Here is a 21,605-nt window from a genome sequence, read left to right as displayed (position 1 = left end):
TTTAGCTTTACCATTTAGCTAATAAAGCTTTAGCTATTTCTTTATCTCTGAAAGGTTGTTCACTGTTCACCGCATTTTCTAAATAAATTTTGGCTTCAGCGCGCTTACCTAATTTGTCTAACGTTGCCGCTAGATGATATAAAATTTCTGCGTTTTCATAATCTAAAGTATTAGCTTGTCTTAATAAGTCGAGGGCTTCTTTATAGTTACCACTGTGAAATGCTAGCCATGCTTTAGTATCTATAATTTGTACATTGGTTTTAGCTAGTTCGTAGGCCGTTTCAGCATAACTATTCGCTTTGTCTAACTCACCAATAGCTAATGACGTTAATGCAGCATTATTAAGTAATATTGGGTTTGTAGGATATTGAGTGACAAGCTGCTGATAGTAATTGGCTGCTTTAGCTTTTTCACCTTTATCTCGATAATTTTCGCCCAATAGAACAACTACCATTTGATCATCGGGGTTTGTAACTAACCATTTATTAAGTAATGTGGATATATTATCGAAGTTTTGTTGGCGACGATAGATACGATATAAGCCGATAAGTGCTGGTTTATTGGCTTGCTGTGTGTACGATGAGTTAAAACTTTTTGTTGCTGAATCTATATCGTTAAGTACCCAATACATTTCGCCTCTTAAGCGATTAACAAGAGAATTGTCGTCAGTAACATTTGTGAGTTTTTCTATATACGACTCAGAAGATGCTTGATCTTTATTTTCGTTATATATACTGATTAATAGAACGTAAGCGGGTACAAAACTATTTTGCCAAGAAATGGCTCGTTGCAGGTTAGCAACTGCAGCGTTTCGATCGCCATAGTTTAATTGTAATTTTGCTAATAAATATAAACGTTCACCTTTTTGGTCTGCATATTTTACCGCTTGAGACATTTCATATAACGCTTCTTTTTGTTGGCCTGTTTTAACATAAATTTGCGCAGCTAAATGATGGATATCGCTATTATCATTATATTTTTCAAGAAAACTTTGTACTATTTCAATCGCTTTTTTTGCGTTGTTTTTAGCTAAGTGGATTTGGGTTAAGCGAGTTAGCGCTAAAACACTGCTTGGGTTATGTATTAATGCCTTTTCATAAAGCTGCATAGCTTCATCGTTCATTTTAAGTACTTGATACATTTCGGCTAATTCAATAAATAATGCACTGTTGTCACCAAGTTTTAACTGTTCTCTAATTAAGTTAATTGCTTGCTCTTGCTGATTATTATTAAAATAAATACGAGCTAATAAAGTTACCGCTGTAAAATTCTTTTCGTTCAATGTGATGGCTTGTTGATAGCTTTTTTGCGCGTTAGTAAGGTCGCCTGTAACGCCATAGAAAGTCCCTAGAATCTCATGTGCAGAGCTATTGTCTGGTGCAAGTTTAATGAGCTTTTTAGCTTGGAATAGGCCTGCTTTATATTGTCTTAATTCTTTATAAGATTTGGTTAAAATAAACAGTAATTCAATTTCTTGCTGAGATGATGGTTGTATTTCTAACCATTGTTTACGAATTAACTCACTAGCTTGATAAAAGTTCTTTTGCAGTATTAATAATTTTGCTAAATCTAAAGTCGCTTCAACACTATTTGGGGCAAGCCTTACTACTTCACTAAAGTAATGCTCTGCTCGTGCACTGTTGCCTAATAAGAGATATGAACGAGCGAGCAGACTAATGATCTCAACATCGTTCGCATTATTTAAATGTGCTTTTCTTAGTAATTTTTGTGCTGTGCCATAGCTGCCTAATGCTAATTTAGCGCGGGCAAGTAATTTGATTACCGTGATGTCTTTAGGAAACTTTTTATTGTATTTAGTTAAAGAGTCATCAGCTTTTTGCATGAGGTTCTGTCTGAAATTAACTACACCATCTATGAACAAGTAAATTGGCTGTTGCTCAATAAGTTCTTCGGGTAAGCCATTAATGATATTTTTGAGGTGTTCATTGGCGGTATTATAACTTTCTTCATCACCTAAAGATAAAGACGAAAGGCTTTTAACATAGTTAGTTACAGGTTCGTTGGGGATCACTTCTACTATGGTATTTATGTCATCAAGGGCTTCTTGGTACTTACCTTGGTCAGTAAATAATACTGAACGTATTAATAAAGCATTATAGTTATTTTCTTCTAGTGCTAACAAACGCTGAACAAGATCGAATGCTTGAGTAATGTCATTATTCTTTTTGTAAATAATTGCGGCAGTTAATAAGATTTGTTTATTTTCTGGATCTAAAGATAAAGCTTTATCGATCCAGTTTTTTGCAGCTGTGATGTTATTTCTTTCTAGATCAAGCTTTGATAAACCAAGCATTGCATTGAAATTTACAGGCGATATTTTAAGTGCTTGGGCGAAAGCTTCTGATGATTCGGTATATTCTTTTTTACCAAGTAAAGCTAAACCATTAAAGGTTAACATTTCGCTTTTGTAACGTGAATTCGCATTGTAGGGAGTAATTAATTCTAAAATACTATCGTAGCGACGTTGCATTAAATAGGTTTTAGCAAATAAAGGTAGTAAACGACTTTCGTCAGCGCCTTGTTGTTTAGCGTCAATTAAAAGAATTTCAGCTTGTTCGCTTTCACCTTTTGCTAATAAGTTTTCAGCAAATAATACGATGGAAGGTAAATGGTCGGGTTGGTTTTTTAATGCATTTTTTAAATGGATTATTGAAGCATCGTAATCAGAAGCTTTGAAGCTATTTAATGCATCTTCATAGGTAGAGCTACTATTAGCAATAACATTAAATGATAAGAAAAATAATACAGAGTGTAATAAGCCTAATTTCATTAAATACAACCTTGGAAAATAAAGTCAAATAAAAACGGAGCAACAAGTGCTCCGTAATAATTATTAGTTAACTGTTAACAACTAAGCAAGTTGTATTTTTTTACGCAATATAAATAACAGTGCACCAGCAAGTAAAATTAATGAAGAAGGTTCAGGTACCGTTATAGGATCAGGACCATTGCCAGTTGAAGCTATTAAGTCAGCATTTGGTAAATGAATTTGACCACTGTGCTGTTCGCTAAGACCATATACCGCAACAGAACCATCAATATCACTATTTGATGTAAGCACAGCTAATGGTGCTAAAATGTTGCCGTAGAAATTTGAGCTTAGTTTAATCGTTGTTGCTTCATAGAAGTTCCAAACAACTTTAGAACGACCTTCAAGTGAACTTAAAAATGAATTACCTGAAATCTTGTTGTTGTTAGATGAGAAATCAATTGTAGTGCCTGGTACGTTAATTATGATGGCACTTAAATCGTCTATGCTCTCATTAGACAAGTTATAGATAACTTCTAAATCTTTATTTTGATTATCAACTAAATAAGAGTTTTCACCCGATGCAGTCGCAGTACCTAACTCATAAACAGCAAAACCATTTGCATCTATATTTTGACTATCAATAGTAATTGAATTATTGCCACCTTGATTTCGCCCTTTTACTAATACCGTACCTGTAGCATCTAGGTTCTTGTAGTCATTAGATATAGCGTTAATTTCTGCTTCAATACTTGCTGCCTTAGCTGACAAACTTGTATTTTGAGTTACAGATGCTGCACTTTCAATAGTATTACCGTTAACGCTTGGTCTACCATTTTGGTCTGTGCTAACACTTCCTAATACTTCTGCAGTATTATTGCTGCCAAGAATTTTAAGGTTTCTGTCTAAATCACCCGCAAGTTCAAGCGCAACAGTATTGTTTAATCTACTGCCGATCTCAGCATTACCTGCATTAAGATCTCCGCCAATAAAAGCATTACCGTGTACGTGTAAGCTGCTAGAGTTTACATCATCAACGGTGATTAAATTATAATCGTTTAGTACAAACGAACTCGCATTTACAAAAGATGTAAATGTTAAACATAAAGAAGAAAGGATTACGGCAAACTTAGTCATTAGTTATCACTTGTTTTAAATAAAAAAGGGTATTCAGATAGCTACATATTGTAGCAAATAATGAGCCAAAAGATCAACAATGTTGATTATCAATCACTTAGTATATTAAATAATTCATCTAAGTGTTATATGTAACTTTTATTGACACTATTAGTTCTCTAAAATCATTTGTTTATTATTTTAGTAAGGTAATCTTTGGGTTTACCTTACTCATGTATTTATTAATTACAGTCAGTACTTTGCTTTATTCAAACTCTAGTGGATGCGGGCCTAAACGTTTATTTTGGTTAAGGTTATCAATAATCGTTAAGTCATCTAATGTCAGTTCAAAATCAAATACATTAAAGTTTTCGATAATTCTTGATGGTGTTACCGATTTTGGAATAGCAATAATGTTGTTTTGTATATGCCAACGAAGAACAACTTGAGCTGGACTCTTGCCATAGTGATTGGCTATTTTGATAATGTCTTTATGCTTAAATATACCTTCACCACCTTGCGCAAGAGGGCTCCAAGCTTGTACTTTTATACCTTGATTTGTGCACCATTGGGTTATTTCTTTTTGTGAAAGTAATGGATGCAACTCAATTTGATTAATAGTAGGTTTTACACCTGTCTCTTTAAGGATGCGTTCAATATGTTCAGGTAAGAAATTACTCACACCTATGCTTCGTACTAAACCATCTTCTTGGGCACGAATAAGCTCTTCCCAAGCAGAAACATATAAATTTTGTGATGGCGCAGGCCAGTGGATCAAATAAGAATCAACATAGTCGAGCTCAAGCAGTTCTAAGCTTTTATTTATAGCTCCCCTAACATTGTTATGTTCAGGGTTCCAAAGTTTAGTAGTGATAAACATTTCTTTTCTGTTTAATACGCTACTTTTAATTGCCGCGCCCACACCTTTTTCATTTTCATAAACTGTTGCCGTATCTATAGAACGATAACCCGCTTCGAATGCAGTGGTTACAGCTCTTTCAGTTTCATCGTTTGTTGCTTGCCATACGCCTAAACCAATTTGAGGGATTTTTTTCCCATCCAGCATGGTGATGTATTTTTGTGTCATTAGTTTATTACTCATTCATATTTAGTTAATGTTTAAGCTAAAGTTGATTTAATGGTTTTGTTGTTCTAACTAGGACCTTTTAGTTAGATAAATTGTTATCCATCAGTTTTTTATTTTATCTTTTTAGCCGAATAAATTGGGTTAGGCTGAGGATCATTAATGAAATATATTTTATTAATGGCAAGTGCTAGTTACTTGACCTTAATAATCAGGTTGTTATTTCACTCTTAATAAATATCATTACCTAATATCTAGAGCTTCAAAAATTATTTATATTTTACTGTTTCACCATGAGCGTGTTGTGTATGCTTTTTCATAGGTCAAATATACTCTGAATATTATTAATGAAAAACAATTTTTAATTGGTTAATAAGAAAATAATATTCACTTATCATTATCCTAAATCCCTGTTAGTTTGGTTCTTTTTATATAGATGATTAATCTATTTACATTAGGCTAAATTTAAATGGGTATTTTTATTAGTATTAGTACGACTAATTGTTTTTAAATAGGCTACGATTTACTTTTAATTTAATATTTCCAACCTTAGGTTTCCCACTAAAATTCCCATGTTTATTTTGTATGTTATATATGCGATATGAACTGATATTTGACAAAGTATATTATTGATTGTATATAATGTTCTATCAATATGCCATTTAAAATGTGATATCACTTATCAGATATTTAATCTAAACTCTAAAAAATACTTATAGGAGAGGGTTTAATGCCCCGTACATTAATTACTCACCCAACCGATTTAACTGGTAATGGGACTCATACCCGTGAGTATGTGCTGTTCAAAGAATTGAAAGCTGATGAATTAGATCGTTTGTCATCTTTGTCAAAAATAAAAATACTGAGTGAAAAACAGTATTTACTGTCTCAGTATTCTCCGGCACTGCAAGTGTTTAATATTGCCAGCGGCATTGCTTTAATTGAGCGTATTGCGAGTAATGGCGACAGGCAGGTATTAGCGTTTATTTTCCCAGGTGATTTTGTTGGTTTAACTCAATCTGAACATTTTGAATATGGTGTGAAGTGTATAACTGAAATGCAAGCTTATGCATTTAAGCGAAGTGAGTTTACGGCGTTAACTGAAGCAATTCCTCAGCTTAAAAAAAACGTGTCAGATATTGGTGCTAATGTATTAGCGCGTGCTTTAGATCAGGTTTTTATTTTAGGGCAAAAGAAGGCAGAAGAAAGATTATGCTTTTTATTTTTACAATTGTTAGAGCGCTTACCTGGCGCAACACCTGACTATATTCACTTACCTATGACACGACAAGATATTGGTGATTACCTAGGTTTAACTGTTGAGACAGTAAGTAGAGCGTTAGCCAAGTTAAAAAAAGAAGGCTTAATTAGTATTCCTTCACCACATATATTAAAAATTGAAGATTTAGATGGTGTAACTGATTTAGGTGAAGTTGAATAATATTGCTTTTAAAGTAAAGTGATTTTGAAATAAGATTAGATTTACACAAAAGCCTTAACTTCACATTGAAGTTAAGGCTTTTTAATACGTGAGGTTATATATATTTAGAAAGGTTTAGTTGCACCTAAGAAAGCAACTGAAAGAATACCAACCCAATATAAGTAAGCTATATATCTTGATGTACGTATTGATTTTTCTAATTTAGCTTCTAATTCGTCATCATGTTTTATGGCTAGTTGTCTAAACACAGTAGTCCATTCACGCATAATAAATCTAAGGTATAAGCCTATCATCAATAGTCCTGAGAAAATTAATATCTTCACAGAGAACCAGCGCATACCTTCTAATGCTACAAATGGTCCATGACCTAACAAAGATGAAACTGAGCAAATAATAATAACAGGGATTAAAATAAATCTAAGACGCTCATCTATTTTAGTTAACATAATACCTCGATCTGTTTCACGAAAGTAAAATGCAGACCAACATAATAATACCCAAGCAGTAAAAATACTCCAACTTGCTACTAAAGCCCAACCACCATGAGGTTGTACACCCCAATATGTCCCCATATGAAAACCTAGAGGGAATAATAATAAAATGCCGGTTCTAGCTAATATATCTATTCGATATGCGGTTTCTAAATGACGTTTTCTTTCTTCCATCGATAATTTTCGGTTAACGATATTATAAGATGTTTGAAAGACTCCCCATTCACCACCAAGCCAATAAACCATGCAAACTATATGCAACCAACGTAGTACAGTTAATTCAACCATTGATCTCTCACAAAATTATAAGAATAAGATAGGGTCAAATTATCTGAAGCAGCAATAAGCCGCTTTAACAAATGTCAATTGCCTTCAAAATAGTTAAAACTTTTCAGGTATTGCTTACGTATCAACATAAGTAGTTTAGTAACAAAATTGAAATAAAGGATATAAACGTATATAGTTATAACAATTGTTGTTTTGTTTTTTGATGAGTTAACGAATATGGCAAAAACATTATTTGATAAATTGTGGACAGATCATGAAGTAGCCGTCTTGGAAGACAATGTATCACTACTTTATATTGATAGAATTTTCCTCCACGAACGTACCGGATCTATTGCTCTGGAAAGTTTAGCTAGCGACGATCGTGTTGTTAGAAACCCTGAAAAAGTTTTTTGTACTATGGATCATATTGTTGATACTCATACAGGAAGAACAGATGAAACTTTAGTTCCTGGTGGAAAGCAATTTATTCAGTCAACGCGTGCCGCTAGTAAAGCTGCTGGGATAAAGTTATTTGATATTACAGATCCTTGGCAGGGTATAGCTCATGTTATTTCACCTGAATTAGGCATAGTTCAGCCAGGTTGTACGTTAATTTGTCCTGACAGTCACACTTGTTCACAAGGTGCTTTAGGCGCATTAGCTTGGGGTGTCGGTTCTAGTGAAGCTGAACATGCTATGGCAACGAATACTCTAGTAGTAAAACGACCTAATACAATGCGCGTTAATTTTACTGGTAAATTACCATCTGGATTAACGGCAAAAGATTTAATTTTACACCTTATTTCTAAATACGGAGCGGCAGGTGGCTCTGGTTGTGCCATTGAATTTGCTGGTGAAGTGGTTGAAAACCTAAGTATTGAAGCACGTTTAACTTTATGTAATATGGCTGTTGAGTTTTCTGCCTTTACTGGATTGATCGCACCCGATCAAAAAACGATAGAATATCTACAAGGTAAACAATATGCGCCAACAGGTGATAAATGGCTTGAAGCTAATAAATATTGGGCAACCTTATCTACAGATGCTGGTGCAGTTTTTGATAAAGAAATAACCATTATTTGTGATGATTTATCTCCAGTTGTTACTTGGGGGACAAGCCCACAACACGCATGTGGCGTTACCGATAATGTTCCTAGTATTCCCTTTACTGTCGATGCTAATGAAAAGGCAAGTTATGCACGGGCTTATCAGTATATGGATCTGCATGCAGAGCAATTAATAGAAAGCTTATCGATTGACGCTGCTTTTATTGGTTCTTGTACTAATAGTCGAATCAGTGATTTACGTGAAGCTGCAGGTATACTGAAAGGCCGTAAAGTTGCTGAAGGTGTAAACGCGATTTGTGTACCAGGGTCTAAAGAAGTTAAACGTATGGCAGAGAAAGAGGGCTTAGATAAAATATTTATTGATGCTGGTTTTGAATGGCGTGAACCTGGTTGCTCTATGTGCTTTTTTGCTGGAGGAGAGAACTTTGGTTTCCGAAAACGTGTGATCAGCAGTACCAATCGTAATTTCGAGGGCAGACAAGGCCCTGAAACTCGTTCACATTTAGCGAGCCCTATTACGGTGGCTGCTTCAGCTATTACAGGTAAAATTACCGACCCAAGGAAGTTTTTATAATGAAGAAACTGGTGACACATCAAGGTGTAACAGCACCATTATTAAGAACAAATATTGATACTGATGCCATTATCCCATCTCGAGAAATGAAGCTAGTTTCTAAAAAAGGTTTAGGTGAAGGTTTATTTGCTGGTTGGCGTTATACGGAAGCTGGAGGAAGAACACCTAATCCCGATTTTATTTTAAATAAAGAAGCCTATAAAAACACAAGTATTTTATTATCGAGTAAAAACTTTGGTTGTGGTTCTTCACGAGAGCATGCGGTATGGGCTTTAGCTGAGTACGGAATACGTGTTATTATCGCATCAAGTTTTGGTGCTATTTTTTATGGTAACTGTACTCGTAATGGTATTTTGCCTGTTGTGTTACCCGATGAGGTTATTGTTGAACTTGCGGCACAAATTGAAGACCCTCAAAAAGACAAAGTTACAGTCGATTTGGCAGAAAAAGTTGTAATCTCGGTTAAAGGTGAAAAGCATCCTTTTATTATCTCTAAAGGCTGTAGAGAGATGCTGTTAGAAGGTTTAGATCAAATTGGTGTAACCATGCGACAGGGCGCTGACATTGTGAACTTTGAAAGCTTATATTCTAAAAGAAGATCTTGGCTTTATTGATGATGAGATATTTATGGTGATTACATATTTGTTTAAAGGTAATGCGTAAGTGCTAAGCTCTCTTTATCAATCTGTTTTAATTAAGTACCTTTGGTTATACTCCGGTTGAAGTTAAAATTTAGCCAAAGGTACTTATCCCCTTATTCTTTCTCTTTATTCTTTAACGAAAGCTTCTTTATAGTCTTCAACAAACTGCTCAACTGATCTTGCTGGGCGTCCTAAAATTCTTTGTATATTATCGCGAGAAACATAGTTAACAGAGCATGTTGATAAACTATTTAATTCTTCGCAAACTGCATTAATACGCCATTCGTCATTAAGTCTTGTTTCTAACATTTTTCTATATTCTGAAAGGGATTGGCTAACATAAGTAATCTGTCGATTAAGTATTTTTGAAAAAATAGCGGCGATGGTGTTAAAGGATAAAAATTCAGTACCAGAAATATCATAAGTTTTATTGTTATGACCAGACTCTGTAAGTACTGTAGCCGCTATTTCGGCTACATCTCTAACATCTGTAGCGGCAACACAACCGTTTGCCATCGGGAAAATTAATGTGTCATTAGCTTTAATATTATAAGCACACATTAATAACATTTGATTGAAGAACGTTGGGCGTATAATTACCCAGTTAAGACCTGAACTTTTAATGTATTGTTCTGATTCAAGGTGAGCTTTAGGGATAGGGTTGTTTGGATAAATCATGGTTTCTAAAGATGATTGTTTAACTAATAATTTTACCGCTGACTTTTTTGCACAATCGGTAATAAGTTTTTCTTGCTCAAGTTGATGCTGACTATTAGCAAGTACAAGGTAAACCTTTGTTACTCCTGTTAATGCTAATGTTACTGCTGCAATATCATTAGCATCACCTATAACAACATCAATACCTTTTTCTTTAAAATAAGCTGCTTTATCAGCATCACGTATTAGAACTCTGATTGAAGCGCTACGGGCTAATAATTTTTTAATAATTTCGCTACCTGTTTTACCTGTTGCACCAAAAACTAAGATCATTATCAACTTCAATATTTGTATTAATGAGATGTCATTATACTTAATTTTATTTAAATGTCTTCACGTGATAGAAAACATGATTTATGTAAATTTTCATTTAGTGGTTTAACAAGTGATGAGTGAAATTCCTGGTTTTATACATTGTTTTTGGTTTTATTTGTTTTTATTCAATGGTTTGTTTTTTATTTGAGGATGGTTTTTAATTTTAATACAGTAGATAAAGTAAATTGTATTTAGCGATTTTTAGACGTAATCAAAAATATTTTATAAACATGACATAAGTCATTGTTGAGTTATCAAGTATCAGTCAAAGTTTGTTCATACTTTACCAAATAATAATTATAGGAAAATATATGCGTCCTCATGTAGAACAAATAGATGAAAAAGATCTGATTTGGCATCCATCTGAATTAGTCGGTGCTACAGCTGGTAGTGCTAAGCAACGTAACCTCTCTTATGATGAAGAAAATGGTGCGGTTTCAGCTAAAATACAATTCGAATCTTTTTGGACTCGTCCTGAAGGTGTACACAAAGCGCAAACTGAGTGGTTCGTGTTAAGTGGCGAAGTAAAAATTGGCGACGAAATTCTTATTGAAGGCGGTTATTGGTGTACTCCTCCGGGAGTTGTATGTCCGGCGTTAGAAGTACAAGAAGGTACTGAAATTCTTTATTTCCGCGAGTTTGCTGGCTGGGAGTTTGAAGCTGGTGCAAAGCAAAAAGACTTCGTACGTGAAGATCAAAAACTTGTTATTAAACATAGTAATTTAATGGAATGGATACCTGTTGAAATAGGTAGCCCGATGGACTTTTCTGCAGGTGGAACACCTGTTCCTGGTTTATTTATTAAATTATTATGGAGAGATGAGAAAACTGATTTCTATACACGTTTAATTAAAGCAAAAGCTGATTGGGTAGAACATCCTCTAGCTCATCATCCTTGTTCTGAAGAAGCATATACGTTGCAAGGAAGTTTTGATTTTAACTTTGGTCCACAATGGCCTGGTATATACTTTTATCGCCCACCTCTAATTCGTCATGGCGATTTTAAAGCTGGCCCTGAAGGTGCTACATGGTTATTACGTTGTGATGGTCGTTTAGTGGATTGGTATACAGATAATGCAAGAATGGAAATGCATGGTGATCCTGTAAACTGGGGACCAGACTACCCAGGTACACAAGACCCAGCACCATTGCAGCCTGTACGATCTAAGTCTGCTGGTCCTATGAAAGACCCTTTCTACACCTAATGATTTTTAGTATGTAGTTAATATTAAATATGAAAACCTCTATGAAAATAGAGGTTTTTTTGTTTTAAGCGGGAAAAATTATCAAAGGATTTCTAATTTAATCATTTTTGAAAAATATTTATGTTGGCGATCTTTATGGAGAACTTAAAAGATTTAATAAAACATAGATGAAAAAAAAGCAGATAAAACTAAATTTTGTCTGCTTTTGTTATTCTGATTTTAGTTAACGTTATCTATCAATTAATCAGATAACGTAGGATTTAATTTACAAGATTAAGAACTAAACTCACTTACATCAATACCTAATAATTTACCAATTCCTTCACCATAAGCTGGATCTGCTTTGTAACAGTGTCTTAAGTGACGTAATTGAATTTCTTTTGGTACACCATCAATATTACGTGCTGTATTATCAAATAATATGGCTTGTTTTTCAGGTGTCATTAATCTGAACAAATCACCAGGTTGAGAGAAGTAATCTTCGTCTTCTCTATGGTCCCAATGTGCTGCAGCACCATCTAAGCTTAGTGGAGGCTCAGAAAAATCTGGCTGTTCAGCCCATTCGCCTTGATCATTTGGTTCATAACCTAATGTGCTGCCATGGTTACCGTCAACACGCATTGCGCCATCACGATGATAACTATGTACCGGACAACGAGGCGCGTTTACAGGAATACTATGATGGTTAACACCTAAACGATAACGTTGTGCATCGCCATATGAAAATAAACGACCTTGTAACATTTTATCAGGTGAGAAACTGATGCCAGGTACTACAGCTGCAGGGTTAAAAGCTGATTGCTCTACTTCAGCAAAGAAGTTCTCAGGATTACGGTTTAGCTCTAATTCACCAACATCAATTAACGGGTAATCTTTATGAGGCCAAATTTTGGTAAGATCGAAAGGATTATAAGGCACTTTAGAAGCATCATCTTCAGGCATTATTTGAACTTGCATTTTCCATTTAGGGAAGTCTTTATTATCAATACTTTCAAGTAAGTCGCGGTGATGACTTTCTCTATCTTTACCTACAACAGCTTCAGCTTCAGCATCTGATAAGTTTTTAATACCTTGCTGAGATTTAAAGTGAAACTTAACCCAATAACGTTCGTTGTCACTGTTAATAAAACTAAATGTGTGGCTACCAAAACCATGCATATGGCGATAGGTTTCAGGAATACCACGATCACTCATTACAATAGTAATTTGGTGTAAAGCTTCAGGTAATGATGTCCAAAAATCCCAATTGTTTTTTGCGCTACGCATGTTAGTTCTTGGGTCACGCTTAACAGCATGGTTTAAATCTGGAAATTTAAGTGGGTCTCTTAAAAAGAAAACAGGGGTGTTGTTACCAACAAGATCCCAGTTGCCTTCTTCAGTGTAAAATTTAATAGCAAAACCTCGAATATCTCTCTCTGCATCTGCTGCGCCACGCTCACCTGCAACCGTTGTGAAACGTGTGAATAGGTCTGTTTTCTTACCTATTTCAGAAAATATTTTTGCTTTTGTATATTTAGTAATGTCATGAGTTACTGTAAATGTACCGTAGGCGCCAGATCCTTTAGCATGCATACGACGTTCAGGTATCACTTCACGATCAAAATGCGCAAGTTTTTCAAGAAACCAAACATCTTGTAATAACTGTGGTCCTCGTTTTCCTGCCGTTTCAACATTTTGATTGTGTGCGACAGGACAACCTGCTGCGGTAGTTAACTTTTTACTCATTTTTAAATCCTCTGTGTGTATTTTATTCCCAAATTATTATTTAATTATTCCAGGTTTAAGTTAAATAAATATTTCACTCTAACTTATTCCCCCCAATGATATAATTAAATAACAAATGTGAGTTTGCTCCTGTCGCTATAACGACTTGTTTATAAATGATTTTTAATATCACTTATGGCAAATTATCAGGCTTATTAAGTTAACCTTTCGATAATCATATTATCACTATGTTGAATAGTTGCCACATATCATTTTTGAAATTTGTGTTAATAATAGTAAATTTTCAAAAAAACACTTAAGAATCTCTTTTAGGGATTATGATTCTGATGTGAGAGAAGAGAGAGTAATACTAGGCAGATAGGTAAACGACGGAACTATTAAAATTGATTTGTTGAGTATAAAAACTATGTTCATTTTTTTAGAATGATGTTATAGATTAATATGATTTTACTGAACTTTGGTGGTGGGGCAGAATAGTTATATCTCAACTAAACAAGGTGATGAAAAATGAAATCATTATTTAACAGCATAAAATCATTATTTAATTCAAATAAAAATAGTACAAAATCAGTTAACTGTAATTACGCTAATAATTATTACGGTGATCAGTATTGTCAATCTAAGCACTAGTACTCAGTCATTATAAATTACCTTCCAAATAAGCTGATTTATAATGACATCATTTTTACTTTGGTCTGCATCAAACTCCTTTTCTCAATATCCTGACTCTTAACCGTCACTTAACCTAACTTTAATTAGACTTAATCTATATTATGAGTTTTATCGTTTTTAACGAGCATGCTTTATCATGTAACAGCAATTCATCTATAGCTGTATTACCATAGTTACTGATAATGAAAAACTTGGTTAATCTGATTAATAAAATTAAAGAGGTTAATGCATGAGCATTAATGTATTACTGGTTGAAGACGATATTGATTTAGCAACTACAGTGGTTGATTACTTGGAAATAGAAGGAATATCTTGTGACCATGCTTCTAATGGCTTACAGGGACTTTCACTTTTTGAAGTAAATAGCTATCAAGTCGTTTTATTAGACCTTAATTTACCGAGGTTAGATGGTTTGTCTGTTTGTCAAAAAGTGCGAAGCAGTGGTAATGATACACCTATTTTAATGTTAACTGCGCGGGATACCTTAGATGATAAAATCGCTGGCTTTAAGGCAGGAACAGACGATTATCTTGTTAAACCGTTTGAGATTGAAGAATTACTTTTACGCGTTATCGCATTATCCACACGTAAAAGTGGTCAAATAAGTAAATTAACTACAGGTGATTTAGAGCTCAACACACAAAGTCGAAGTGCTACCTATGCTGGCAATCAACTAAAACTAACACCAATTACCTTTAAGATATTACAAAAGTTAATGCGTGAAACTCCAAACCCTGTATCTCGAGAAATTTTGATGCAAGAAATATGGGGAGATGAACAACCTGATAGTAATAGTTTGAAAGTTCATCTGCACCATTTACGTAAACAATTAAATTCTGTAAATGCCAACTTATCTATTGAAAATGAACCTGGCTTTGGTTTTGTACTTCGAGTAATTCAATAAATGAAAATATTAGGTAATCAAACGAGTATTCGTACTTATACATTTGTTTTTCTCACCAGCTTAGTTTTATTAATCGCCGTGGTTTTCTCATATCAAAGCGCCAATATATTCCTTGGTTCTTTTGATCGAATGACAGAAAAATTGATGACAGAGGTTGCTAAAAAATATCCAGAACAAGGAAAAGTAGAACAAACAGTTTTGCAATTTCATGTAACCACTGATTGGCAGCGTGTACCTAAACCTGTTCAAAAGCAATTTGAAGATATATCAACTGAAAGCAATGTGTATTATTCGAAATTTGTTGATTGGATTTATATTGCTCCTCCAAAAGAAATTTATGCGCTTGTTATTTATGAGAGGGATGGGCAACGAGTGTTTGTTTCTCAATTCAATGAAAAATTTCAAGAGTACATCATTAAAAAGCACAATGAAGATGGCATTCTTTTAGACCCCATTATGGTTATTATTTTGTTGGGTTTATCAGGTCTTATTATTTTTGTGCTTGTGTTATTGCTTATTTTTAAAAAAATTACAGTGCCTGTTCAGTCATTACAAAAATGGTCTAAAACCTTAACCATTGACGATCTTAAACAAACACATCCTGATTTTAAATTTAAAGAACTAAACTCGTTAGCAAAACTTATTCTTGAAAACTTAGGATCGGTTGCAGATTCTGTAGAACGTGAACAAACCTTTTTAAGTTACGCTAGCCATGAATTACGTACTCCTATTGCTGTACTCAGAAGTAATAGCGCATTGCTTGAAAAGGTTAATCCTAACCCTTCAGAAAGAGAGAGAAAGATACGCGACCGTATTCAAAGAGCAAGTTTAACCATGAAGTCCATGACAGAAACTTTGCTTTGGTTAAGTCGTGAGGGTAATGCTGAAATGCCCAGAGAAATAACAAGCTTGGGTACTTTGTTAAATAACACACAAACAGAATTGTCGTATTTACTTATGGGTAAATCTGTAGAGGTTAATATTAAGGTTGATGATAGCGAGGTTGAGTTAGCCTTAGTGCCTAGTTTAATTGTACTTAATAACCTTATTAGAAATGCATTTCAACATACACAACAAGGCACTGTTGATATTGTTCAGAAAGGCAATGAAGTGTTGATAACTAATATTGAAACTGGTTTAGAATCAATAAATACAAGTGACACATCTATACAAAAAGAATTAGGGTTTGGCTTAGGAATGCAGTTAGTTGAAAAGCTAACAAAACAGTTTGGCTGGAAATACACAACAACAAAGCTAAATAATGGCTACAAGGTCTCAGTATTTTTTAATTAACCAAATTTATTATAAAAATTAGACTAGCTAGCACAATGAATATGATAAAATTAGGCATTACCTAATGTAAAGTTTAAAGAGTTTGGTTGAATGTCGACTGCAGAATTATTAACACCCATACTGTCATTTTTAAAATGTGAAACCCCTCAAGAATGGATTGATGAAGCGATCAAACCCGAAAACTTAAATGTTTTATTAATTGACCATTTAATTTGCGAATTAAAAGCTGCGCAATCTGCGATGTTTTTGATCCGTAAGTATGCCGTGGACAAAGCAAGTGGTCATGCCTTATTAGACTGGTTACAGCCTTTTGAACAACTTATATATAAACGTGAAGGTAACTGGCGTGATCTTGCAGCCAAAAATAAGCTCACAAAATCTGTTATTCCAAAATCAGATTCACCTTACGGACAAGATCTTATTGATAAAATGGTGTTATTGATCAAAGAAGAATTACATCATTTTTATCAAGTATTAGAAATGATGGAACATTACAACATTGAATATAAAAGTATTACACCATGTCGATATGCTAAAGGTATGTTAACTCATGTTAAAACTCATGAACCTGATACGTTAATTGATAAGTTAATTTGTGGTGCTTATATTGAAGCGCGATCGTGTGAACGTTTTGCAAAAGTCGCTCCTCATGTAGATAAGCGATTAGGTGATTTTTATATCTCTTTATTACGCTCAGAAGCTAGGCATTATCAAGACTACTTGGCTTTAGCACAGTCTATTTCAGCGAAAGATATTACGGATAAAGTTGAATACTTTGGACAAGTTGAAGCTGAGCTTATTTGTTCTGAAGATGCTGATTTTAAGTTTCATAGCGGTAAGCCTATTTAACCTGCACTCGGTTTAAGGTGTTTTTAATTCGTTGAAATTATTACTCATAAAATTTAACTTATATTCTAGCTCGATAGTTTTTCTTTCTTTAAGGTAATTTCGCGTCAATAGCTAGCCTATTGCAAGTAAATTTAACGATCGAGCAATTAAACGTAGTTGTTAGAGAAGAGTATATTAAGCCGATCTCAGGTTATTTAATCTTACAGGTATGTTCTAGATGAGGTTAACTTTTCATTCGTTAAATATATTACGATAGAAACTAGTGTGAATTTTTAGATTTACGTTTTCAAGAAATGTGACGTGATCTCTTTTGAAAACGTCACTTATAGTTCAACTTAACTCATTTCATAAAGTTTAAGCTGCAATTTTTATACAGTTTCTACCTGAGTTTTTGGCTTCATAAAGAGCTTTATCAGCACGCTCTATAATGTCTTGCCAATATTTTTCATTTTTATTTTCAGCAATACCAATTGAAACAGAGATTTTAGGTAAAAATTTATCAGAGTTTTTTTGCTTAAGTTTTAATTGGCTAATAGCTAATCTTATCTTCTCGGCAATGTCTTGAGCTTCATATAGGGCTTTATTTACTGCCACAACAACAAATTCTTCGCCACCGTAACGTACTGTAATATCTTCATCAGTTAGCTGTTTTCTGATTAACTGAGTGACTTTTTGAATAACTTTATCGCCAATAGGGTGACCAAAATTGTCATTAATTGATTTAAAATGATCTATATCGATAATCAATGTTGTGTGTGTATCTTCAATATCAATTTCAGCAAGTTTTTCATCTCCACCTCTTCGGTTTAAGAAACCAGTTAATGGGTCTGAAATAGCTTGTTCCTTAGCTTCACTTAATTTAGATTTTAATTCGTTTATTTCATTATTGGTTTTAGTTAAATCTTGGGACAAACTTTTATGCTGAGTAACAGAGCCATTAACTGTATTTTGAACGTAATTAATAATCTGTTGTAATGAGCTGTTTTGTTTTGATTTGGCGAGGACTTTATCTATCTTTTGTAAGTTAGTTACCGCTTCTTCTTCAGAACTAACCTGTTGTTGTAACTTACCAAGAACTAAGCCAATAGATTCACTTAAAGGTGATAAAATTTCTTCATCTATTTGTGTTACTTGAGAAACATGTAATTCGTAAAGCTCATTAATGGAAGTATCATCAATTTGATTGGATTCTACTAGTAATTCTAATTGTTTAGTTAAAGTGGAGTTGCTGCCTTTAACATAAACAAAAAAAACTGAATAATTAATCGGTGTTGGTGCTAACTGGTGTTTATTTAATAATTCATTAGTGAGTTGTGCATGTTTTACTGCGACTTTAAAATTTTGATCTACCACTTGTTTTTCCTCAAAGATGAGTAATAACAAAATCCAATTTTATATTTAGCCAAAATGAATTTTAACTAAACTGATTTATCTTCCTTGAAGTAAATGAGTTTATCAATGTTTTCGCATACTTATCAAACTAAATGTTTTTAAATGATATATATAGTAGGTGAATTTAGTTGAAGTGTGTGTTGAGCAGTGTTTTTTCTGTAGGGGTAACCTTTAACCAAGCACCTTGTTCATACCAATCGCCTAAAACAATTCTTTGAGCCGGGCCATTATTTGCTGTTAGGTTATGAATATTTGGTCTGTGGGTATGACCGTGGATCATAAGCTGGCAATTATATTCTTCTAAGTCTTTAACAACTTCAGACTCTGTAACATCCATGATATCAAGAGATTTAGTTTGTTGTGCTTGCTTGCTTTTTGCTCGATAGTTATCTGCAATTCGCTTTCTTAACCATAATGGAAGACTTTTCATAAAACCTTGCCACCACCAGCTTCGTGATTTTTTTCTAAACTTCTGATAATCAACATCGCGTGTGCAAAGGGTATCGCCATGCATAAGTAATACTTTTTCATCGTAAAGGTCGATCAATTGTTTTTCAGGTAATAAAATCATATTTGCTTGTTTGGCGTAATGATTACCAAGCAAGAAATCTCTATTACCGTGAATAAAATAAACCTTTGTACCTGAGCTATTTAATGTTTTTACCGCATTAATTACCGCTTCAGTAAGTTCTGTTTTGTAATCATCACCAAACCAAACTTCAAATAAGTCACCTAAGATGTAAAGCTTTTCAGCTTTTATTGCGTCATTTTTCATGAAAGCTAAAAAACAGGCCGTAATATCGGGCCTGTTTTCTGCTAAATGTAAGTCAGCAATAAAGTAAGTGACTTGTTCTTTATTTTTCACTAAAGATTTAAATCCAATTATTCAATCGAAATTTCAGTTTCGACTATTCTTCGATAACGGTTTCAGTGATAACAATTTCTTCTTTTGGAACATCATCATGATGACCTAAGCGACCGGTATCAACTAAAGTCATTTTATCTACGATGTCCATGCCTTCTACTACTTCACCAAAAACACAGTAACCCCAACCTTGAACTGTTTCGCTTGAGAAGTCTAAAAAGGTGTTATCGACTAGGTTAATAAAAAATTGAGCAGAAGCTGAATGAGGGTCTTGTGTACGAGCCATTGCTAAAGTACAACGTGTGTTACTTACGCCATTGTTTGCTTCGTTTTTAATTGTTTCTTTCGTGCTTTTCTCTTCTAAGCCAGATGAAAAACCACCACCTTGCGCCATAAAACCTTTAATTACGCGATGAAAAATAGTGCCATTGTAAAAGCCATCTTCAGCATATTGTTGGAAGTTTTTAGCTGTAACAGGGGCTTTATCAAAGTCTAATGCGATTTTGATGTCGCCTAATGTTGTTTTAAAAGTAATCACTATATGTTCTCTCTATTTGTACGATATTTATAATGTGGAGATTGTACCTCAAGATTTCAATTATTTCTCTGCTAAAATCTATCCATCTGATGATTCAAAAGAAATGTTGATGTACAATTACGCTTCGATTTTTTGTTTAAATACAATTAACCAACTTCAATAAGTGCCACACAGATTTTTATAAGCACAATAATAGGAATACAAAATAGTTATGCTGCAAATTTTTAATACGCTTAGCCGAAAAAAAGAGATCTTTAAACCTATCACAGAAGGGAAGGTTGGCTTGTATGTTTGTGGTATCACCATTTATGACCGATGCCATATAGGGCATGCTAGAACTTATGTGGCTTTTGATATTATTGCTCGTTACTTAAAGTATTCTGGGTACGAACTTACGCATGTTCGTAATATTACTGACGTTGACGATAAAATTATTAAACGCGCTCTTGAGAATAACGAAAGTTGTGAGTCTTTAACAACTCGAATGACAGCTCAAATGTATCAAGACTTTGATGATTTAAATATCATGCGACCTGATATTGCACCAACAGTTACAGGGCATATGCCTGAAATTATTAACCTTGTTTCTACACTTATTGAAAAAGGTCATGCATATGTTGCTTCAAATGGCGACGTGATGTTTGAGGTTAGTACATACGAAGATTATGGTCAGTTGAGTATGCAAAATCTTGATATGCTTCAAGCCGGTTCTCGTGTTGATGTTGATGAAGCTAAAAGAAGTCCGTTAGATTTTGTTTTATGGAAAATGGCTAAACCTGATGAGCCAAGCTGGGATTCACCTTGGGGTAAAGGTCGACCAGGATGGCATATTGAATGTTCTGCCATGAACCAAAAGCATTTAGGCGATCATTTTGATATTCATGGTGGTGGTTCAGATCTACAATTTCCACATCATGAAAATGAAATCGCACAATCGTGCTGTGCTACCAATACGCCTTATGTTAATTACTGGATGCACGGCGGCATGGTGCAAATTAACAAAGAGAAAATGTCTAAATCATTAAACAACTTTTTCACATTACGTAGTGTCTTAGATGAGTATGATGCTGAAACCGTGCGATTCTTTTTAACATCGAGTCATTATCGTAGCCAATTAAACTACTCGCAAGACAACTTAACGCAAGCACGTTCTAGCTTAGAGCGTTTATACACGGCATTACGTGATGTAACACCTGTAAAAGTAGAATTGGCTGGTAATGAGTACGTTAATCGTTTTGAAAAAGCGATGGATGATGACTTTAATTGTCCAGAAGCTATGCCAGTTATCTTTGAATTATCTAAAGAGATTAACCGCATAAAAGAGCAAGATGCAAACAAAGCAGGGGAGCTAGCTTATATTCTTATTGAATTAGGTAAAGTGTTAGGTATTGCACAAAGCTCACCAGAAGAGTTCTTTAAAGGTAGTGTTGCAAATGATTCTGAAGCTGAAGAAATTGAAGCGTTAATTAAACAACGTAACGATGCGCGTGCTAATAAAGACTGGGCATTAGCAGATGAAGCAAGAGACAAACTTAAAGCCATGAATGTCATACTTGAAGATTCAGCAGGTAAAACCACCTGGCGTAAGGGGTAGTTTAAATTAATTATACCAATTTGATTAATGAAGTGATCTACTTTTTCATGAGGAAAAATGGATAATTACAAGGCATAAAATTTAG

17 protein-coding genes are annotated in these 21,605 nt (G+C 34.1%); 8 read left to right on the top strand and 9 right to left on the bottom strand.

Annotated elements, in window-relative coordinates; all coding sequences use genetic code 11:
• Positions 1-7: 7 nt before the first annotated feature.
• The 3 genes from prsT to Q5N69_RS10625 form a co-directional block, all read right to left on the bottom strand.
• Positions 8-2,791, bottom strand: a complete 2,784-nt coding sequence (gene prsT / locus Q5N69_RS10635; RefSeq protein ID WP_304368898.1) for an XrtA/PEP-CTERM system TPR-repeat protein PrsT — start codon at positions 2,789-2,791, stop codon at positions 8-10.
• Between the two features lie 81 nt (positions 2,792-2,872).
• Positions 2,873-3,907 (bottom strand): choice-of-anchor A family protein, encoded by a 1,035-nt coding sequence (locus Q5N69_RS10630; protein ID WP_304368897.1) that lies wholly within the window; start codon positions 3,905-3,907, stop codon positions 2,873-2,875.
• Positions 3,908-4,151: 244 nt separating this feature from the next.
• On the bottom strand, positions 4,152-4,973 hold the full coding sequence (locus tag Q5N69_RS10625; protein ID WP_304368896.1) for an aldo/keto reductase: 822 nt from the start codon (positions 4,971-4,973) through the stop codon (positions 4,152-4,154).
• A gap of 727 nt (positions 4,974-5,700) precedes the next feature.
• Here Q5N69_RS10625 and Q5N69_RS10620 point away from each other — a divergent pair.
• A complete protein-coding gene (locus tag Q5N69_RS10620) occupies positions 5,701-6,411 on the top strand; it encodes a Crp/Fnr family transcriptional regulator (protein WP_304368895.1) in 711 nt (236 codons plus the stop codon).
• Between the two features lie 104 nt (positions 6,412-6,515).
• Here the strand turns inward: Q5N69_RS10620 and Q5N69_RS10615 are convergent, their stop codons facing one another.
• On the bottom strand, positions 6,516-7,190 hold the full coding sequence (locus tag Q5N69_RS10615) for a hypothetical protein (protein ID WP_304368894.1): 675 nt from the start codon (positions 7,188-7,190) through the stop codon (positions 6,516-6,518).
• Between the two features lie 216 nt (positions 7,191-7,406).
• Between Q5N69_RS10615 and Q5N69_RS10610 the strand changes: the two genes are divergently transcribed.
• Positions 7,407-8,810 (top strand): 3-isopropylmalate dehydratase large subunit, encoded by a 1,404-nt coding sequence (locus Q5N69_RS10610; protein WP_304368893.1) that lies wholly within the window; start codon positions 7,407-7,409, stop codon positions 8,808-8,810.
• Positions 8,810-9,424, top strand: coding sequence for a 3-isopropylmalate dehydratase small subunit (leuD, locus tag Q5N69_RS10605; protein WP_304368892.1), 615 nt, complete (start codon positions 8,810-8,812; stop codon positions 9,422-9,424). The genes Q5N69_RS10610 and leuD overlap by 1 nt, the downstream gene beginning before the upstream one ends.
• A gap of 153 nt (positions 9,425-9,577) precedes the next feature.
• On the opposite strand, the gene Q5N69_RS10600 is transcribed toward leuD, so the two are convergent.
• Positions 9,578-10,441, bottom strand: a complete 864-nt coding sequence (locus Q5N69_RS10600) for an NmrA family NAD(P)-binding protein (RefSeq protein ID WP_304368891.1) — start codon at positions 10,439-10,441, stop codon at positions 9,578-9,580.
• A 353-nt stretch (positions 10,442-10,794) separates the two neighbouring features.
• On the opposite strand from Q5N69_RS10600, the gene Q5N69_RS10595 reads away from it, so the two are divergent.
• Complete coding sequence (locus Q5N69_RS10595) at positions 10,795-11,688, top strand: DUF4437 domain-containing protein (protein WP_304368890.1); 894 nt, start codon at positions 10,795-10,797, stop codon at positions 11,686-11,688.
• A 273-nt stretch (positions 11,689-11,961) separates the two neighbouring features.
• On the opposite strand, the gene Q5N69_RS10590 is transcribed toward Q5N69_RS10595, so the two are convergent.
• Positions 11,962-13,413 carry a catalase gene (locus Q5N69_RS10590; protein WP_304368889.1) on the bottom strand — a complete coding sequence of 484 codons (1,452 nt, stop codon included), beginning with the start codon at positions 13,411-13,413 and terminating at the stop codon, positions 11,962-11,964.
• Between the two features lie 901 nt (positions 13,414-14,314).
• Here Q5N69_RS10590 and Q5N69_RS10585 point away from each other — a divergent pair.
• The 3 genes from Q5N69_RS10585 to miaE all read left to right on the top strand — a co-directional run bounded on the left by Q5N69_RS10585 (position 14,315) and on the right by miaE (position 17,131).
• On the top strand, positions 14,315-14,989 hold the full coding sequence (locus tag Q5N69_RS10585) for a response regulator transcription factor (protein WP_304368888.1): 675 nt from the start codon (positions 14,315-14,317) through the stop codon (positions 14,987-14,989).
• Positions 14,990-16,282, top strand: a complete 1,293-nt coding sequence (locus tag Q5N69_RS10580) for a HAMP domain-containing sensor histidine kinase (RefSeq protein ID WP_304368887.1) — start codon at positions 14,990-14,992, stop codon at positions 16,280-16,282.
• A gap of 90 nt (positions 16,283-16,372) precedes the next feature.
• Positions 16,373-17,131 carry a tRNA isopentenyl-2-thiomethyl-A-37 hydroxylase MiaE gene (miaE, locus tag Q5N69_RS10575; RefSeq protein ID WP_304368886.1) on the top strand — a complete coding sequence of 253 codons (759 nt, stop codon included), beginning with the start codon at positions 16,373-16,375 and terminating at the stop codon, positions 17,129-17,131.
• Between the two features lie 354 nt (positions 17,132-17,485).
• Here miaE and Q5N69_RS10570 read toward each other — a convergent pair whose 3' ends face one another.
• The 3 genes from Q5N69_RS10570 to Q5N69_RS10560 form a co-directional block, all read right to left on the bottom strand.
• Entirely contained in the window at positions 17,486-18,484 is a 999-nt protein-coding gene (locus Q5N69_RS10570; protein ID WP_304368885.1) for a GGDEF domain-containing protein, read from the bottom strand.
• A 163-nt stretch (positions 18,485-18,647) separates the two neighbouring features.
• A complete protein-coding gene (gene lpxH / locus Q5N69_RS10565; RefSeq protein WP_304368884.1) occupies positions 18,648-19,388 on the bottom strand; it encodes a UDP-2,3-diacylglucosamine diphosphatase in 741 nt (246 codons plus the stop codon).
• 43 nt (positions 19,389-19,431) lie between these two features.
• Entirely contained in the window at positions 19,432-19,926 is a 495-nt protein-coding gene (locus Q5N69_RS10560; RefSeq protein WP_304368883.1) for a peptidylprolyl isomerase, read from the bottom strand.
• Between the two features lie 211 nt (positions 19,927-20,137).
• On the opposite strand from Q5N69_RS10560, the gene cysS reads away from it, so the two are divergent.
• On the top strand, positions 20,138-21,520 hold the full coding sequence (cysS, locus tag Q5N69_RS10555; protein WP_304368882.1) for a cysteine--tRNA ligase: 1,383 nt from the start codon (positions 20,138-20,140) through the stop codon (positions 21,518-21,520).
• Positions 21,521-21,605: the final 85 nt, after the last annotated feature.

Source organism: Pseudocolwellia sp. AS88 (assembly GCF_030551755.1).
Classification (GTDB): domain Bacteria; phylum Pseudomonadota; class Gammaproteobacteria; order Enterobacterales; family Alteromonadaceae; genus Pseudocolwellia.
The sequence above is the reverse complement of the archived record's forward strand: the minus strand, read 5'-3'. Positions and strand labels throughout refer to the sequence as shown.

Bases quoted from the DNA above. Each gene is read 5' to 3' on its own strand.
- Q5N69_RS10595 (WP_304368890.1), top strand. From the start codon at position 10,795: ATGCGTCCTCATGTAGAACAAATAGATGAAAAAGATCTGATTTGGCAT.
- prsT (WP_304368898.1), bottom strand. From the start codon at position 2,791: ATGAAATTAGGCTTATTACACTCTGTATTATTTTTCTTATCATTTAAT.
- Q5N69_RS10590 (WP_304368889.1), bottom strand. From the start codon at position 13,413: ATGAGTAAAAAGTTAACTACCGCAGCAGGTTGTCCTGTCGCACACAAT.
- Q5N69_RS10580 (WP_304368887.1), top strand. From the start codon at position 14,990: ATGAAAATATTAGGTAATCAAACGAGTATTCGTACTTATACATTTGTT.
- Q5N69_RS10610 (WP_304368893.1), top strand. From the start codon at position 7,407: ATGGCAAAAACATTATTTGATAAATTGTGGACAGATCATGAAGTAGCC.
- miaE (WP_304368886.1), top strand. From the start codon at position 16,373: ATGTCGACTGCAGAATTATTAACACCCATACTGTCATTTTTAAAATGT.
- cysS (WP_304368882.1), top strand. From the start codon at position 20,138: ATGCTGCAAATTTTTAATACGCTTAGCCGAAAAAAAGAGATCTTTAAA.
- Q5N69_RS10585 (WP_304368888.1), top strand. From the start codon at position 14,315: ATGAGCATTAATGTATTACTGGTTGAAGACGATATTGATTTAGCAACT.
- Q5N69_RS10630 (WP_304368897.1), bottom strand. From the start codon at position 3,907: ATGACTAAGTTTGCCGTAATCCTTTCTTCTTTATGTTTAACATTTACA.
- Q5N69_RS10620 (WP_304368895.1), top strand. From the start codon at position 5,701: ATGCCCCGTACATTAATTACTCACCCAACCGATTTAACTGGTAATGGG.
- Q5N69_RS10615 (WP_304368894.1), bottom strand. From the start codon at position 7,190: ATGGTTGAATTAACTGTACTACGTTGGTTGCATATAGTTTGCATGGTT.
- Q5N69_RS10600 (WP_304368891.1), bottom strand. From the start codon at position 10,441: ATGATCTTAGTTTTTGGTGCAACAGGTAAAACAGGTAGCGAAATTATT.
- Q5N69_RS10625 (WP_304368896.1), bottom strand. From the start codon at position 4,973: ATGACACAAAAATACATCACCATGCTGGATGGGAAAAAAATCCCTCAA.
- leuD (WP_304368892.1), top strand. From the start codon at position 8,810: ATGAAGAAACTGGTGACACATCAAGGTGTAACAGCACCATTATTAAGA.